This window comes from Actinomadura violacea (genome assembly GCF_017573465.1).
In the GTDB taxonomy this organism is placed as follows: domain Bacteria; phylum Actinomycetota; class Actinomycetes; order Streptosporangiales; family Streptosporangiaceae; genus Spirillospora; species Spirillospora violacea.
In genome coordinates, this window is sequence record NZ_JAGEPF010000007.1 from 68,404 (window position 1) to 84,407 (window position 16,004).

13 protein-coding genes are annotated in these 16,004 nt (G+C 71.9%); 7 read left to right on the top strand and 6 right to left on the bottom strand.

Going from position 1 to position 16,004, the window contains the following annotated elements; genetic code table 11:
• The first annotated feature begins 35 nt into the window (after positions 1-35).
• Complete coding sequence (locus tag J4709_RS11810; RefSeq protein ID WP_307801167.1) at positions 36-2,276, top strand: MMPL family transporter; 2,241 nt, start codon at positions 36-38, stop codon at positions 2,274-2,276.
• Positions 2,277-2,354: 78 nt separating this feature from the next.
• Here the strand turns inward: J4709_RS11810 and J4709_RS11815 are convergent, their stop codons facing one another.
• Complete coding sequence (locus J4709_RS11815) at positions 2,355-2,951, bottom strand: class I SAM-dependent methyltransferase (RefSeq protein WP_208240132.1); 597 nt, start codon at positions 2,949-2,951, stop codon at positions 2,355-2,357.
• Between the two features lie 254 nt (positions 2,952-3,205).
• On the opposite strand from J4709_RS11815, the gene J4709_RS11820 reads away from it, so the two are divergent.
• Genes J4709_RS11820 through J4709_RS11835 form a run of 4 tightly spaced genes read left to right on the top strand, consistent with a single transcriptional unit; the run spans position 3,206 to position 7,402 of the window.
• On the top strand, positions 3,206-4,495 hold the full coding sequence (locus tag J4709_RS11820; protein ID WP_208240134.1) for a CaiB/BaiF CoA transferase family protein: 1,290 nt from the start codon (positions 3,206-3,208) through the stop codon (positions 4,493-4,495).
• 46 nt (positions 4,496-4,541) lie between these two features.
• The gene (locus tag J4709_RS11825; RefSeq protein WP_208240136.1) at positions 4,542-5,372 is read left to right on the top strand and encodes an ABC transporter ATP-binding protein; all 831 of its coding nucleotides are present in this window, start codon (positions 4,542-4,544) and stop codon (positions 5,370-5,372) included.
• Positions 5,369-6,244, top strand: a complete 876-nt coding sequence (locus tag J4709_RS11830) for an ABC transporter permease (protein ID WP_208240138.1) — start codon at positions 5,369-5,371, stop codon at positions 6,242-6,244. Before J4709_RS11825 ends, J4709_RS11830 begins: the two co-directional genes overlap by 4 nt.
• A 27-nt stretch (positions 6,245-6,271) precedes the next feature.
• Positions 6,272-7,402, top strand: coding sequence for an ABC transporter substrate-binding protein (locus J4709_RS11835; protein WP_208240150.1), 1,131 nt, complete (start codon positions 6,272-6,274; stop codon positions 7,400-7,402).
• 138 nt (positions 7,403-7,540) lie between these two features.
• On the opposite strand, the gene J4709_RS11840 is transcribed toward J4709_RS11835, so the two are convergent.
• From J4709_RS11840 to J4709_RS11855, 4 genes are all read right to left on the bottom strand, one after another.
• Complete coding sequence (locus J4709_RS11840) at positions 7,541-8,755, bottom strand: amidohydrolase family protein (RefSeq protein ID WP_208240151.1); 1,215 nt, start codon at positions 8,753-8,755, stop codon at positions 7,541-7,543.
• Positions 8,756-8,846: 91 nt separating this feature from the next.
• Positions 8,847-10,973: an acetate--CoA ligase family protein gene (locus J4709_RS11845; protein ID WP_208240153.1), complete on the bottom strand. Its 2,127-nt coding sequence runs from the start codon at positions 10,971-10,973 to the stop codon at positions 8,847-8,849.
• 130 nt (positions 10,974-11,103) lie between these two features.
• A complete protein-coding gene (locus J4709_RS11850; protein WP_208240155.1) occupies positions 11,104-11,751 on the bottom strand; it encodes a TetR family transcriptional regulator in 648 nt (215 codons plus the stop codon).
• 53 nt (positions 11,752-11,804) lie between these two features.
• Positions 11,805-13,463: a helix-turn-helix domain-containing protein gene (locus J4709_RS11855; RefSeq protein WP_208240157.1), complete on the bottom strand. Its 1,659-nt coding sequence runs from the start codon at positions 13,461-13,463 to the stop codon at positions 11,805-11,807.
• 226 nt (positions 13,464-13,689) lie between these two features.
• Here J4709_RS11855 and J4709_RS11860 point away from each other — a divergent pair, with 226 nt between their 5' ends.
• Positions 13,690-14,244: a hypothetical protein gene (locus tag J4709_RS11860; protein ID WP_208240159.1), complete on the top strand. Its 555-nt coding sequence runs from the start codon at positions 13,690-13,692 to the stop codon at positions 14,242-14,244.
• A gap of 185 nt (positions 14,245-14,429) precedes the next feature.
• On the opposite strand, the gene J4709_RS11865 is transcribed toward J4709_RS11860, so the two are convergent.
• Positions 14,430-15,035: a CGNR zinc finger domain-containing protein gene (locus tag J4709_RS11865; RefSeq protein ID WP_208240168.1), complete on the bottom strand. Its 606-nt coding sequence runs from the start codon at positions 15,033-15,035 to the stop codon at positions 14,430-14,432.
• 21 nt (positions 15,036-15,056) lie between these two features.
• On the opposite strand from J4709_RS11865, the gene J4709_RS55535 reads away from it, so the two are divergent.
• On the top strand, positions 15,057-15,980 hold the full coding sequence (locus J4709_RS55535) for a YbhB/YbcL family Raf kinase inhibitor-like protein (RefSeq protein ID WP_307801168.1): 924 nt from the start codon (positions 15,057-15,059) through the stop codon (positions 15,978-15,980).
• The last annotated feature ends 24 nt before the right edge of the window (positions 15,981-16,004 follow it).

Genomic DNA, 16,004 nt, shown 5'->3' on the forward strand with positions numbered 1-16,004 from the left:
CATTGCGCCAGAGCCCTTTCGCAATTCCTTGATTCGTGAACGCGCGACGGATCAAGGCGTCCAGCGCCGAACGCGAACGACTTGAGGAGAAGATGATGACGACCGAGGCTCCACGCACGGATGGGGCTCTGGCCGGACTGGCCCGTTTCTGTTACCGGCGGCGCCGCCTGGTCCTGCTCGCCTGGATCGTCGGCGTGATCGCCGTCGCGTTCGCCGGCTTCGGCTACGGCGCCGCCCCCGACAACGACATGTCCGGCGGGGGCTCGGAGTCCGCCAAGGCGCAGGCACTGATCGAGAAGCACTTCCCCGAGCGGCAGGGGGACACGCTCACCCTCGCGATCAAGGCGGACAAGGGCATCGACGACCCCGCCGCCCGGCGGACGATCGAGAAGGTCGTCGCCGACCTCGAAGCCTCACCGATCACCGGCCCGGTGACCTCGCCGTACCAGGACGCGAAGCTGGTGACCAAGGATCGCCGCATCGCCCGCACGATCATCCCGCTGACCGAGAAGGCCGCGACGAAGACCGAGGTCAAGCCCCTGGTGGACGCGGTCAAGGATGCCTCCGGAGACGGCGTTTCGCTGGGGCTCGGAGGCGAGCGGGCCGAGAAGGCCGAGACGCCCAAGCAGAGCCCGGCCGATAGCGCGGGCGTGCTGGCGGCGGCAGTGATCCTCTTCATCGCCTTCGGGTCGCTGGTGGCGATGGGCCTGCCGATCGTGACCGCGCTGACGGCGATCCTCGGCGGCCTCGCCCTGACCAAGCTGTCAGGGCATCTCGTACCCGCGCCGGACTTCACCGTGGTCTTCGCCGCAGTGATCGGGCTCGGCGTCGGCATCGACTACGCACTGTTCATCGTGACCCGCTACAAGGACGGTCTCCAGGAGGGTGACACTCCCGAGAGCGCCACCGTCAGGGCCATCACCACCGCTGGCCGCGCGGTGCTGTTCGCCGGCACGACCGTCGTGATCGCCATGCTGGGACTGGTCGTCATGGGACAGCGGCTGATGACCGGGGTGGCCATCGGCGCGTCCGCGACCGTGCTGGTGACCATGATCGCCGCGGTGACCCTGCTGCCGGCGTTCCTGGGCTTCATCGGCCACAGGATCGACGCGCTGCGGCTGCCTCGCCGTACGTCCCGTCGGGGCGCGTCCATCGACGGCCCGGCACCGGCGCGCCGTACCGCCGCCGAGCGCTGGGCCGGGACGGTACAGCGCAGGCCGATGCTCGCCGCGGTACTGGCCGGGGCGGGTCTGCTGGTGCTGGCCGCCCCCGCGCTGTCGATGCGCCTCAGCCTGCCCGACGCCAGCGTGCAGCCCCACGACAGGGGCAGCTACACCTCGTACAAGATCCTCTCTGAGGGTTTCGGCCCGGGCTACGGCGCACCCCTGATCTTCGCCACCGAGGCCGGCTCCAAGGACGGGCTGGGCGCCGTCGTCGAAGCGGTCCGCGCGACCAGGGGCATCGCCTCCGTCACGCCGCCCCAGGTCAGCGAGGACGGGAGGGCCGCCACCTTCACCGCGTTCCCCAAGAGCGGATTCCAGGACGAGGCGACCGCCCAACTCGTGCGCACGCTCCGCGACGACGTGCTGCCCAAGGCGCCCGCCGGCGACAAGGTCCACATCGGCGGCCCGAACGCGGCCGCGATCGACTACTCCGAGCAGACCGCCTCGCGCCTGCCCCTGATGATCGCGGTCGTCATCGCGCTGTCGCTGGTGCTGCTGATCGCGCTGGTCCGGTCGGTCACGATCGCGCTGCAGGCCGCCGTGATGAACCTGCTGTCGATCGGCGCCGCCTACGGTGTCCTGGTCGCGATCGTGCAGTGGGGATGGGCGGGCTCGGCACTCGGGTTCGCCACCGACATGCCGATCACTACCTGGGTGCCGCTGGTGATGTTCCCGGTCCTGTTCGGCCTGTCGATGGACTACGAGGTCTTCCTGATCTCGCGGGTCCGCGAGGAGTGCGAGCGCACCGGCGACACCCGCACCGCCGTCACCCACGGGCTGTCACGGACCGCCAAGGTCATCACCGCGGCGGCCGCCATCATGATCGCCGTCTTCACGACCTCCATGCTGGGCCCCGACGTCGCGGTCAAGCAGGTCGGCCTGGGCATGGCCGTCGCCGTGCTCATCGACGCGACCATCGTCCGGATGGTCCTCGTCCCCGCGGTGATGGAACTGTGCGGCAAGGCCAACTGGTGGATGCCCGGAGGACGGTCACGGAAGACGACCGCGGCTGCACAGGCCATGGCCGGTGAGAGGGAAATGGGCAAGGTCTGACCCGTCGCCGGCCCTGCTGTGCAGTCCGGCCGCCGCGCCGCATCCAGCGGCGCGGCGCCGGACACCGGCGTTCGCTTCTCAGCCTCGGCGGCGCAGCCTGTACCAGTGCGGATTGGTCCTGTTCATCGGCCAGCCGAGGCCCGCGGTTTCCGCGGGTTCGGCGACGAGCATCTCCCATTCCGGGAATGCCTCTTCGACTTCCGCTTGGGAAACTCCGCCCACTCGGGAGCGCATTCGGCTGAGGCCGAAGGCGAGCATCAGCAAGGTGGCGTCGGGCTCGGCGAGGGCGGTGACTCCGCGCCCCACCGCCATGCGCTGGTCGGCGTCGAACCCTTGGAAGCAGCCGATGTCGAGGAAGAAGCCGAACGTTCCCAGATCGGCTGACCGCAGGTCTGTGACGTCCCCGACGCGGTAGGAGGCGCCGGACGTGTCGCGCTTCTCGGCGGCCTCGATCGCGGCCGGCACGTAGTCGATGCCCACGGCCTCCCATCCGCGTCGCGCGAGGTCCGGTGTGAACTGTCCCCGGCCGCAACCGAGGTCGAGCGCACGGCCGAGCGGGCGTGACCGCTCGGCTTCCTCGCGGTCCAGTTGGGCGGCGATGCTCGCCGCCGCCGCTTTTCCGTAGCGCTCCCAGGGAGTGAGTCCCAGCCGGTACAAGCGGGCGTAGTTCGTCATCTGGACTACCTCACGTGACGTGCGATCGAACGCATCTACTACGGCCCATAGTACTACGGAATGTAGTAGATGACCATGACTTCCGGCCACCCGATCGGGCGGCGATGCCGACGCGATCGGCGGTATCGACGCGTCCGCCGGAATGAGCGGAACGGTCATCTGACGGGCTTTCAGTTCGGGCGCCTTGGCGCTAATCTGACGGCCAGTCAGAAACGGGCGGCCCTCGGCCGCCCGTCCGGCCCGCTCGCGGAGGCATGGTCCCGATGGAAACCCACACCCGGCCCGGCGCACCGCTCGCCGGGATCCGGATCGTCGAGGCGTCGATGCTCGGCCCCGGCGCCGCCACCACCCACCTGGCCGACCTCGGCGCCGATGTGATCAAGGTCGAGCCGCCGCGCGGCGACTACCTGCGTGAGACGACCTGGCCGCTCGTCTCGGGGGTGTCGCTGATGCACCTGCACATCAGCCGGGGCAAGCGCAGCATCGTGCTCGACCTGCGCACCGCCGAGGGCCGGGAGGTCTTCCTCGACCTGGCGAGGGGCGCGGACGTCGTCGTGGAGGCGATGCGGCCGGGCGGGCTGGAGCGCCGCGGCGTCGGGCCCGGGGTGCTCGCCGAGGCCAATCCGCGCCTGGTGTTCTGCGGCATCTCCGGATACGGCGAGACGGGCCCGTACCGCGGCCTGCCGAGCCACGGGGTCGCGTTCGACACCTGGGCCGGGCTCGTCCGCCCGGAACCGACCGGGGACGGCCACTGGTCGATCCCCGAGCACTCCTCGACGGGCATCAACGCCGGCCCGCTGTTCGCCGCCCTCGGCATCCTCGCCGCGGTCGTCCGGGCACGGGCGACCGGCGTCGGGGGCCGCCTGGAGGTCGCCCAGTCGGACGCGGCGGCGTCGATGGACTGGCTGCGCAGCGAGACGTGGCGGGCCTACGAGCGGCCCGAGAGCGAGGTCACCGGCAACAGCGCCGACGGGTTCCGGCGCCGCGAGCCGGGGACGGCCGGCATGCGCGACGGGGTGCGGTACCAGTTCTACGCGACCGCGGACGGCCACATCCTGCTCATGGCCTCCGAGCGGGAGCTGTGGCGCAACTTCTGCGCCGCCGTCGGCCGCCTCGACCTGTTCGACCGGCATCCGGGCTCGCGCTACGCCGACCACGCCGTCGGCGACACCGTGCTGCGCGACGAGCTGACGGAGATCTTCGCCGGCCGCGGCAGCGCCGAGTGGATCGCGTTCGGCGCCGAGCACGACGTGCCGATCGGACCGGTGAACACGCCCCGGACACTGGCCGGCGACCCGCAGTTCCAGGAGCGCCTGCCCTGGCTGCCGGCCGAGCGGCTCGGCACCGACCAGCTGCCGAGCCCGATCAGGTTCGTCGGCGAGGAGCGCCGGGTGCCGGCCCGCGCGCCGACGCTGGGCGAGCACACCGGGGAGATCCTGCGCGAGGTGCTCGGCTACGACCCGGCGGCGATCGCCCGGCTGCGCGAGTCCGGCGCGCTGGGCGAGGTGCAGGAGCCGGGCGCGTTGCCTATTGCACAAATCTGACGCCCCATCATATTGTCGCTTCCACTGCGTCCTTGGAGGTGAGACCATGGAACTCGCCCGAAACAGAACGAGTTCTACGATCCCACGGCACGATTCGGAACCACCGCCCGCCGCCATCCACGCGACCGGCGTCGAGCGCCGGTTCCGCCGTGGCCGCGCGGACGTGCACGCTCTGGGGCCGGTCGACCTCGACATCGCGGCGGGCGAGTTCTGCTGCGTGGTGGGGCCGTCCGGATGCGGGAAGTCGACCTTCCTGCGGCTGATCGCCGGGCTGCTGCGGCCGAGCGCCGGACGCCTGGAGATCCGTGCCACCGCCCAGAACCCGGCCGCGATGATCTTCCAGGACTACGGCATCTACCCCTGGAAGACCGTGCTCGCCAACGTCCGCTTCGGGCTGGACGTCCAGGGCGTCCCGCGCCGGGAGGCGACGAAGCGGGCCCGCGACTGGCTCTCCCGGATGGGCCTGACCGACTTCGCCGACGCCTACCCCGCCTCGCTGTCGGGCGGCATGCGGCAGCGGGTGTCGATCGCCCGGGCCCTCGCCGTCGAGCCGGAGATCCTGCTGATGGACGAGCCGTTCGCCGCGCTCGACGCGCAGCTGCGCACCATCCTGCAGGAGGAGCTGCTGGCGATCTGCGAGGCGGACCGGCGCACCGTCCTGTTCATCACGCACAGCCTGGAGGAGGCCATCGTCCTCGGCGACCGGGTGCTGGTGATGAGCGCCCGACCCGGCCGCATCCTGGCCGAGCGCGTCCCCCCGTTCGGCCGCCCGCGCAGCGGGGACGTCCGGCACTCGCCCGAGTGCGCCGAGCTGAAGGCCGAGCTGTGGGACCTGCTGCGGGGCGAGATCGAACCGGCCGGAGGTGGCGGCGAATGACCGGGCAGCAGACCCTGCGGGCGGCGTCGGCCGAGGAACGGATCATCGTCCGCGAGCCGGGGGCCGCGGAGCGGTCGCCGGCCGCCGCCGCGACCCGCCGGCGCACGCTGGAACTCGGGCTGGCGATCGCCGTCCCGGTCGTCCTGGTCGGGCTGTGGCAGCTCGCCTCGGGCCAGGGCTGGATCGACGCGCGGCTGTACCCCTCACCGTCCACCATCGTCGCCAACGGGTGGGACCTGGCCCTGGACGGCAAGCTCTGGCCGGACGTCTGGGTGACGAGCCGCCGGGTCGTCCTCGGCTTCCTGCTCGGCACCGGCATCGGCGTGCTGCTCGGCCTGGTGATGGGCACCTCGCGGACGGTGCGCGCCGCGCTGGAGCCGCTGCTCGACGCGCTGTACGTGGTGCCGAAGCTGGCGCTGCTGCCGATCTTCCTCAACATGTTCGGCCTGGGCGAGGGGCCCCAGCTCGCGCTGGTCGCCACCACCGTCTTCTTCTTCGTGTGGATCTCCACGATGTCGGCGTTCCTGGCCGTCCCCGAGGGGTACCGCGAGGCGGGCGAGGTGTTCGGGGCGGGCCGGTGGCAGATGTTCCGGCACGTGCTGCTGCCCGGCGCGCTGCCCCAGATCATGGTCGGCGCGCGGATCGCGGCCGGGGTGTCCGTCCTGGTCATCGTGGCCTCGGAGTTCGTCGCCGCGACCGACGGGCTGGGCTATCTGATCTTCAATTCGCGGGCGCTGTTCCAGAACGACGTGATGTACGTCGGCATCGTCTGCGTCGCGGTGCTCGGCGTGCTCTTCTCCGAGATCATCCGCTTCATCGGCCGGCGGCTGACCCCCTGGGCGCCCGGTGACCGTGACCGCGTCCGTACCTGACCAGGCGTTTCGGTGCCGGAGGACAACATGAGACTGCCCGTTTTCGTTCCGATCGTCGCCGCCGTGGCGCTCACCGCCGCCGCGTGCGGCGGGGAGGGCGCCGTCAGCGCGGACACCCCGCGCAAGGCGCGCCCGATCAGCCCGGTGGCCGGTTGCGGCGCGACGGCGTGGAGCGATCCAGCCGACCTCGAGCCCGACCGCGCCCCGGCCCGCTGCAAGGCCGGCGCGCCCGCGCCCAAGCCGCTGGCGAAGAAGACCAAGATCACGATCTCGTCCAGCACCGGGTCGGCCGAGTTCGTGGCGCCGCTGCGGCTCGGCATCGCCAAGGGCGAGTTCGCCAAGGAGAACCTGGACGTGGAGTTCAAGCAGCTCGGGGTCGCCGACTCGATCCCGCTGCTGGCCAAGGGCGACCTCGACGCGATGTGGTCCGCGCCCGAGGCGGCGTTCTTCAACGGCCTGCAGCAGCGGTTCGAGCTGCGCTGGGTGCTCGGCAACTACTCCTCCAGCCCGCAGTCCAAGTCCGGGCTCTGGGCCCGCGTCCCGAAGGGCGCCGCGCCCGGCGCGGTGAAGCTCGACGACGCGCAGGTCGGCACGCTCATCGGCAAGGGCAGCGTGATCACCTACCCGATGAGCCAGGTGCTCGGCAAGCACGGCACCAGCCTCAAGAAGGTCCGCTTCACCAGCCTCACCGGGCCGTCCGACACGGTCACCGCGCTGGAGAACGGCGGCGTGGACGCGGCGTGGATGGTCGACCCGGTCTGGAAGCAGGTGGACGGCAAGCCGGGGCTGCGGTTCCTCGGCGGCCAGCCGCTCGGGGAGCCGCTCGGCGGCCTGATCTACGGGCCGGGGATGCTGCGCAAGAACCCGGACGCGGGCGTGGCGTTCGTCCGGGCCCTGGTCCGGATCGTGAACACCTACTTCACCGGGGACTACAAGAAGAACGCCGCGTTCGTCGGGGAGCTGGCGTCGAGCCTCGGCCTCAAGCCGGAGGCGCTCACCGCCGTCCCGGCCCCGATCTGGGACTGGGAGATCCGCAAGGGCACCACCGACCGGCTGCAGAAGGCGTACGTCGAGGGCGGCGCCCTGGGCAAGACGGTACCCGAGTCGGAGGCCGTCGACCGCACCTTCTACGAGGAGGCCGTGGGCCACAAGCCCTGACCCGCACGAACCCCGCGCCGCATTGGCACGGCACAGTACGGCCCCGGAACCGGGAGGACGGTTCCGGGGCCGTACGGCGTTCCGGTGGTTGCGGGCGGGTCCCCGCCGCCGCGGGCGGGCGCGGCGGCGGGGGAGTGCTCAGACCAGGTCGAGCTTCAGCATCCTGATCGCGTTGCCGCGGGTGATCTTGTAGACGGTCTCGGCGTCCAGGCCCTGGAACATCTCCTCCGCGACCTTCCTGGTGTGCGGCCAGGTCGAGTCGGTGTGCGGGTAGTCGGTCTCGAAGGTCACCCGGTCCACGCCGATCCGGTGCAGCGACTCCAGCCCGTGCACGTCGCGGAAGAAGCAGCCGTACACCTGGCGGCGGAAGTAGGTCGACGGCGGCTCGGGGATGGTGTCGCGCACGCCGCCCCAGGCCCGGTGCTCCTCCCACACGTCGTCGACCCGCTCCAGGACGTACGGCAGCCAGCCGATCTGCCCCTCGGAGTAGGCGACCTCCAGCTGCGGGAAGCGGACCAGGACTCCGGAGAACAGGAAGTCGCACAGCGAGGCCATCGCGTTGTTGAACGACAGCGCGGCGGAGACCGCGGGCGGCGCGTCGGCGGAGGTCGCCGGCATCCTGGACGACGAGCCGATGTGCATGTTCACGACCGTGCCGGTCTCCTGGCAGGCGGCGAAGAACGGGTCCCACGCGCCGGAGTGGACGCTCGGCAGCCCGAGGTGCGGCGGGATCTCGCTGAAGCAGACCGCGCGGACGCCCCGCGCGGCGTTGCGGCGCACCTCCTGGGCGGCCAGCTCGGCGTCCCAGAGCGGGATCAGGCAGAGCGGGATCAGCCGCCCGCCCGAGTCACCGCACCACTCCTCGACCATCCAGTCGTTGTAGGCCCGCACGCAGGCCAGGCCGAGCTCGCGGTCCTTGGCCTCGGTGAAGGTCTGCCCGCAGAACCGGGGGAAGGTGGGGAAGCACAGGGACGCCTCGACATGGTTGAGCTCCATGTCGGCGACCCGCGCCTTGGGGTCCCAGCAGCCCGGCCGCATCTCGTCGTAGGTGATGGGGGACATCGTCATGTCGTCGCGGTCGAACCCGACGGCGGCGACATGGCGCTTGTGGATGTAGACGAGGTCCTCGTAGACCCAGCAGTCGGCCTGCGGGCCGTCGTCGTCGAAGGTCTGCCGGTAGGTGCCGCCGCCGATGTGTTCGACCGAGCCGATGCCGCGGCGTTCGATCCGCGGGCCGCGGTCGCGCAGCCGGGCCGGCAGCCAGGTCCGCCAGACGTGCGGTGGCTCGACGACGTGGTCGTCGACGCTGATGATCTTCGGTAGCTCGCCGAAGGACAGGCTCATGGTGTCCATCCCCACTAATCTGATGGGTCGTCAGAAACAAGGTAGTGGCGTACCGCCGATTGCGGAAGGTCGCCGGCGGTGGAAACTGACGGGGTGTCAGCTAAGGGTGGACGACGGCCAGCGCGTCCAGCGCGACGGCGCCGTCCGGCAGTACCGCGAGCGGGTTGATGTCCAGCTCGGCGAGCACCCCGTCCAACTCCAGCCCCATCCGCTGCACCTTCATGATCACGTCGACCAGCGCGCCGACGTCCGCCCGCGGCCGGCCGCGGGCCCCGTCCAGCAGCGGGAACCCGCGCAGTTCGGCCAGCATCCGGTGGGCCTCGGCCGCGTCGAACGGCGGCACCCGGAACGCCACGTCCTGGAACACCTCGACGAAGACGCCGCCCAGCCCGGCCATCACCGTCGGGCCGAACAGCTCGTCGTGCGCCAGGCCCACGACCGCCTCGACGCCGCCCCGCACCTGCTCGCAGACCAGGACCGCGTCGACCCCGGCATGCGCGGTGATCCGCCGGTACGCCTCGCGCACCTGCGCCGCCGAGCGCAGGTCCAGATGCACCAGCCCGAGGTCGGACTTGTGCGCCACGTCCGGGCCGCACCCCTTCAGCACGACCGGGAACCCGATCGCCGCCGCGGCCCGCGCCGCCGCCGCGGCGCTGCCGGCCAGCTCCTCGCGGGGCGTCCGGATCCCGTACGCGCGCAGCAGCTCCTTGGCGGTGTGCTCCGAGGCGGGGCCGGCCGCGAGCAGCCGCCGCCCCTCGGCCGCCGCCGGCGACGGGGTCCGCGGCGCGTCCGGGAACGCGGACCGGTACCGGCCCTGGAACTCGTGGAAGTCGAAATAGGCGCGCACCGCCCCGACGCAGTTGGCGAAGGTGCGGAACACCGCCAGCCGCCGCGAACCGAGCAGGACGTCCCGGTAGGCCGCCTCGGTCCCGGCAGGCGAGCCCCACACCACGCAGACCGGCTTGTCGGTGCGCTCGGCGATCTCGGCGAGGTCCCGGGCCAGGACGTCGCTCATCGGCGGGAACGCGCCGGTGATCGGGCAGATCAGCACGCCGACCGCCGGATCGGCCACGAGCGTCTCCAGGATGCGGCGCCCGCGCCAGTCGCCGACCGGATGGCCGCCGTTGTCGACCGGGTTGGAGACCCGCAGGTAGCCGGGGATCCACTCGTGCAGCGCCTTCTGCGTCCCGGCCGACAGCTCGGGCAGCTCCAGGCCCGCCGCCGAGCACAGGTCCGCCATGTGCGCGCCGGTGCCGCCCGAGATGGCGTACACGCAGACCCCGCCGCCCACCGGCGGCTTCGCGCGGGCCAGCAGCGCCGAGGTGTCCAGCAGCTCGTCCAGCCCGTCGACCCGGGTGACGCCGAACTGCCCGAGCACGGCCGAGGCGACCGCGTCCGACCCGGTGAGCTTGCCGGTGTGCGAGGCGGCCATCGACGCGCCGTCCCGGGTCCGCCCGACCTTCACCACGACGACCGGCACCCCGCGCCGGGCCGCGTGGTCGGCGGCCAGCATCAGCGTGCGGCCGTCCTTGAAGCCCTCGACGTATCCGGCGACCGCGCCGACCTCCGGCAGGTCGGCGAAGTGCCGCAGGAAGTCGGCGAACTCCAGGTCCGCCTCGTTGCCGGTCGGCGCCCAGTGCGACACCCGGACGCCCAGCTCCTGCGCTTGGAAGATGGGGCGGCCCTGGTGCCCGCTCTGCGAGATGAGCGCGATCGCGGGGCCGTCCAGGTCCTCGCGGAACTCCTCGAACGCGTTGAGGTTGGTGTTCGGGCCCAGCACCCGGGGGCCGTCCAGCGCGAGCCGGCCCATCCGTTCCTGCGCCGCCCTGCCGTCGTCGCCGAGCTCGGCGAAGCCGGACGCGAAGACCACGGCGAACCGGGCCCCGGCGGCGGCGAGCTCGTCGAGCACCCCGGCCGGATCGCCGACCAGGACGGCGGCGACGTCGATGGGCTCGGGCACGTCGGCCACCGACCGGTGGCACGGCTCGCCGTCGACCAGGTCGCGCCCGGGGTTGACCGGGTGGACGCGCGCGCCGACGCGCCCGGCCCAGGCGCGCAGCCTCCGGTAGACGGCGGTGTTCGGCCGGCCCGGCGTGTCCGAGGCGCCGACGACCGCGAGCGTGCGCGGCCTGAAGAACACGCCGAGGTCCTCGTCGCGGAGCGCCAGGACCCGGCCGCTCACGTCCCGCTCGATGTCCTCGGCCCGAAAGGTGCTGTTATCTGACATGCCGTCAGCTTAACCTCGGACAGGCCGAAATCTGATGGGGCATCAGAAAATAGACGACGGAAGACCCGCTCCCGGATCCGTCGGTCGACGTGCGCGTCCGCGTCCGCGGCCACGGCCGCGGGGGCGCGGGCTACTTGGGCGGGCGCTTGCCCGACACGGCCCAGAAGACCAGCTGGGCCATGCTCTCCCGCAGGTTCCCGACCCCGATCTCCCAGGACTCGTAACCGCGCTGGTGGGCGGCGTTGTGCGCCATCATCCCGACGAGCGCGCCAGCCATCGCCTCGGGGTGGACGCTCTCGGCCACCCGGCCGCGCTCCTGCATCTCGCCGATCACCGCGGCGAGCGCCGTGACCACGTTGTTGAGCATGCGGACGCGCAGCGTGTGGAAGCGCTCGTCGCCCTCGATCGTGGCGAGGTCCACCACCCGCAGGACCGCCTCGTTGTCGCGCCAGAACTCCAGGAAGCCGTCGACGAGCAGCTGCGCCGTCTCGTAGCCGGACTTCCCGGTCCACGGCTGGTCCTCGACGAGCGGGCGCAGCCGCCTTCCCGCCTCGGCCATCTCGGCCGCGATGGTGAGGACGGCGGCCTCGATGTCGGAGAAGTACTGGTAGAAGGTGGCGGGGGACGTCCCGGCTCGCCGGGCCACGTCGATCACCGTGATGTCGCGGTACGGCGAGGTGGCGAGCATCTCCGTGAGGCGGCTCAGGAGCCGCTGCCGGGTCGCCCTGGCCCGCCGGCCCGCGACCCTGCCGTCTGCGGTCAGCACGGTTTCTGGCATACCGTCAGTTTAGGGCCTCCGGGCGCGCGGAGCCCACGGGTCCCGCACAGACTTCAGGGGCCGCTGGGCGGGGCGATGGTGATCAGGACGGGCCGTTCGGTGATCCGGACGGAGTCCTCGGGATGCACGGAGCTTCCGCCGCCGTCCAGGCGCTGCACGGCCCGGGCGCCCGGTGGCGGGACGGTGTCGGCGGTCCCGGTGTGCGTCCACCGGATGACGGCTGGACCGCCGGGCAGGACGAACTCGCACTGCCACACGTTCGCGGGCAGGCCCATGGCGAGGCCATGGCCGCATGCATGGATCTTGGCGCGGGTGAGCCAGCGCTGTAGGTGCTCGACCGCAAGAGCGGCACCGGTGGGAGTCCCGCCCACTCCTTGCAGGACGATGGGAAGCCGGGTGCTGCCCCAGTTGTAGAAGTACATGCGCTTGATACCGAGCGTTGTGGCGTACATGCCGGTCAGATAGAAGCGGGCGGCGTAGTTCGCCGCCCGGTCCTGGTCGAGCGGGCCGTACAGCGGCAGCTCATGGGTGGTCCCCGTGCTCCACAGGTCCGGATGGACACCGGCCTTGTGCATCGCCGCGTCCAAGCCCAGCAGAGGTTCCAGCATGGTCTCGGGCGGATCGGCGGGGCGCCGCTGATGGAGCTTGACGCTCGCGGCGTCACAGAAGTCGTATCCGCCCAGGTCGGCGAAGCGTCTCAGAGCCTTCGCCGTTTCGGGCCGCCACAGCGCCCCCATGCTCGGGCACACCACGCGCGCCTTGGGATCGATCTCCCGGATCACGCGCGAGGCCCGCTTCGTCATCTCGGCGAGCCGCTCGGTGGTGTCGTTGAAGAAGCGCCGGTCGCTGCCGTTCACCCACACCTCGTAGGCGGCGAGCCGGCCCTTGTAGCGCCGGACGAGGGCCCGCACGAAGCCCTCCCAGTCGCCGAGATCGTCCGGGGCCGCGGCCCGGGCACCGTCGGGGTAGGGCATCCGCGGTGCGTTCGGCGCCGCCCATCCGGGCGTGCCGCCGAGCACGAACATCGGTTCCAGAGCGCCGCGTTCCGCGCCCGCCACGAGCCGGTCCAGGGTCGCCCAGTCGTACCGGCCGCGCTCGGGTTCGAGGTTGGACCAGCGGGTGCCGCTGTCCCAGAACCGGACGGACCCGACCCGGAAGGACGGCATCTCGCCGGTATCGGAGTTGATCGTCACCCCGAACATCGACGGATCGACCGGCCTCGGGTGGACCGACCAGCTCGGGCCGTGGACCTGCTGGGGCGCGCTCGAAGCACGGAGCGGGCCGGGCAGCGAAGACACCGCCGTGATCGCCACGGCCAGAGCGACGGCCGCGAACTTGACGAGCCGCGTCCCGCGCGCGGCGCTCATTACGTTCGCGGCGCGTGGCACGGGCGTGGTCGGCGACGGCGCGGATCGTGGTTCTTCCGCGCGGATGTCCGGCGCAGGAGGAGGGGGCGGCGCCTGGGGGACGGGCTCGTCCCGGTGGACGGCCATCCACGCCTCGATCAGGCGGTGCGTCTCGCGCCGGTCCGCGCCGCAGGCCCTGGCGATCCGCGAGAGGGTCTCGGCGTCGGAGGGCACGGTCTTCCCGGCGCAGTAGCGGTGCAGTGTCGACCGGCTCGTCAGCGCCGTGCGGCTGAGCTCCTCGTAACTCCGGCCGCTGCGTTCCTTCAGCTCCTTCAGCAACCGCGCGAACTCGGCCGTCGTCTCCAACGGAAGCCTTCCGTCGCTCGTCCCCCTGTCCGGCAGATGGTGCCACGTCTCCCAAACCGCCGACAAACACACACGTCAGGACGTGTTCACCGTCCCAGGCGTCCCAACGGGACGGTGATCCGTTGTGGCGGTCCGTCCCGTCCTGCGAGCTTGTTCGTGGCCGTCGCGGAGCCGCGGCGGACCCGGCACGAACACGTGTCCGGGAAGGCGATCCAACGGGGAGAACATGAGGACCAGAACCAGGACCACCGCGCTGTCGGCGCTCGCCGTCGCCGCGCTGGCACCGCTCACCGCCGGCCTCGCGACCACGCCGGCGAACGCGGCAACGCCCGCCGCACGGACCTTGCGGGTCGCGCAGGCGGCCCCGGCCGGCGCTCAGGTGTCGGCCGCGGCGAAGTGCACGATCCGCAAGTACTCCAGCGCCGGATGGGGCGAGAAGATCTCCCACAAGGGGAAGGGCACCGCGAAGTACAACTACGGGGTCACCAAGTACCGAGGGCGCCAGCTCATCCTGCGGACCGGGCGGATCTACGACCGTTCGTCCGCGCGGATCCTCAAGGGCTACAAGAAGGGCGACAAGGTCTGGGTCGACATCACCGGGAACGGCGGCAAGAGCTGGCAGGCGTGCGGCTCGACCAGCGGCGACCGCACCGGCTGGTTCCTCCACGACTACAAGAAGCGCTGGATACGCGCCTGCATGAAGGTGGACGGCCACGTCAAGTGCGCCACCAACGGCAACAAGAAGGGCCCCGGCAAGCGCTGGTGGTGGAGCGACTCCTGACAGTGGAGAGCGAGGCCGATACGCCGAGCCCGGGGTGGCCTGACAACGGCAGGGCTTGACCGGCCGGCATGGGGGCCCGGTCGTGCCGCTGCGCGGTTCGCGCAGCGGCACGACCGGTCGCGTACGACCACGGAGAACGGTGACCGGCACGCCACGGCGATGAGGACCCGCGGTGAGACCAGAGGTCAGCGATCGTGCCCGGTTCGTTGCCGCCTGCGGTATGCGGCCGATCGGTCCTTGCTTCCGCAGGCGGTGCTGGAACACCAGCGGCGGCGGCCGGGACGGCTGGTGTCGACGAACAGCAGGGCGCACTCCGGACTCGCGCACTCGCGGATGCGGTCGGCGGCGGTGCCGGTGAACAGGTCGATGGCGTCGCGGGCGACGGTGCTCAGCGCGGCCTGCTCACCGCCACCGCCTGGCAGCGTGAGCCGGCCGGTTCCCTCATGGAGGACGGGGACCAGAGCCGGGACGGCGGCCGCGGCGGTGATGGCGGCCTCGTCCTCGGCGGCGGCAGGCCGTCCGGCCATCACCGCGCGGGCGACGCGGTAGATCGCCTCCCGCAGCGTGCGGGCCGCGTGCAGGCCGGCCGGCGTGACCGCGACCGGTTCGTCGAGGAGTCCGCACTCGCGATACCACCGCGTCAGGTCGGCGGGGCTCCGCAGGCGCTCGTAGTTGCCGCGCCACCGTTCGCCGACGGTGGCGACGAGGGCCAGGCTCAGGCGGCCGGAACGGAAGTTGAACCGCAGTTCCTCGGCGGGCACGTCCCCGGTGCGGGTTGCATCGGCATCCACATCACGAGTATAACTCGTGACGTGATCAGCATCGTCCGCGCCGACCACCTCGTCCTGACGGTCCGCGACATCCCGGCCACCGTCGCGTGGTACAGCACCGTGCTGGGGATGCGGCCGGTGACCTTCGGCGCGGGCAGGCAAGCTCTCACGTTCGGCGGACAAAAGCTCAACCTCCACCAGGCGGGGCGCGAGCTGAAGCCCCGAGCCGCGCATCCGGCACCCGGCTCGGCCGACCTGTGCCTGGTCAGCGCCGCCTCCCTCGCCGACGTCCAGGAACACCTGCGCACCTTGGCCGTGCCCATCGAACTGGGGCCGGTCGCACGGACGGGCGCCACCGGTCCCATCACCAGCATCTATCTCCGGGACCCGGACGAGAACCTCGTAGAGATCAGCACGTACGACTCCGGCCGGCCCCAGGCCCCCGCCCCTTACGACCTGCTTCCGCCGGTCGCCCCTCTGACGGTCGACAGTCCCGACATCGCCGACGGCCGTCCGCTCGCCGAACGGCACGTCCACGACAGCCTCGGCGGCGGGAACAAGAGCCCGGAACTGACCTGGACCGGCGCACCGGCAGGCACCTGCGGCTATGCGGTGACCTGCTTCGACCCGGACGCCCCCAGCGGCAGCGGCTTCTGGCACTGGATCCTTCTCGGGCTGCCCGCCACGTGCGCCCGGCTGCCCGGCAACGCCGGTCGCGGTGACGGTGGGCACCTCCCGGCAGGCGCGCTGCATCTGCGCAACGACTTCGGCGCTCACGCTTACGGAGGCGCCGCCCCGCCGACCGCGGACCCCGCACACCGTTATGTTTTCGCGGTTCACGCCGTGGACACCGACGACCTCGGCCTGGCCCCCGACACCAGTGCCGGACGCGCCGGTCTCGTCCTGACCGCGCACACCATCGCCCGCGGGGGCGTTCGGCCCACCTACCAGCGCAGCGCGCCCTAGGTCGGGGAGCCCGCGGCCGGTTGA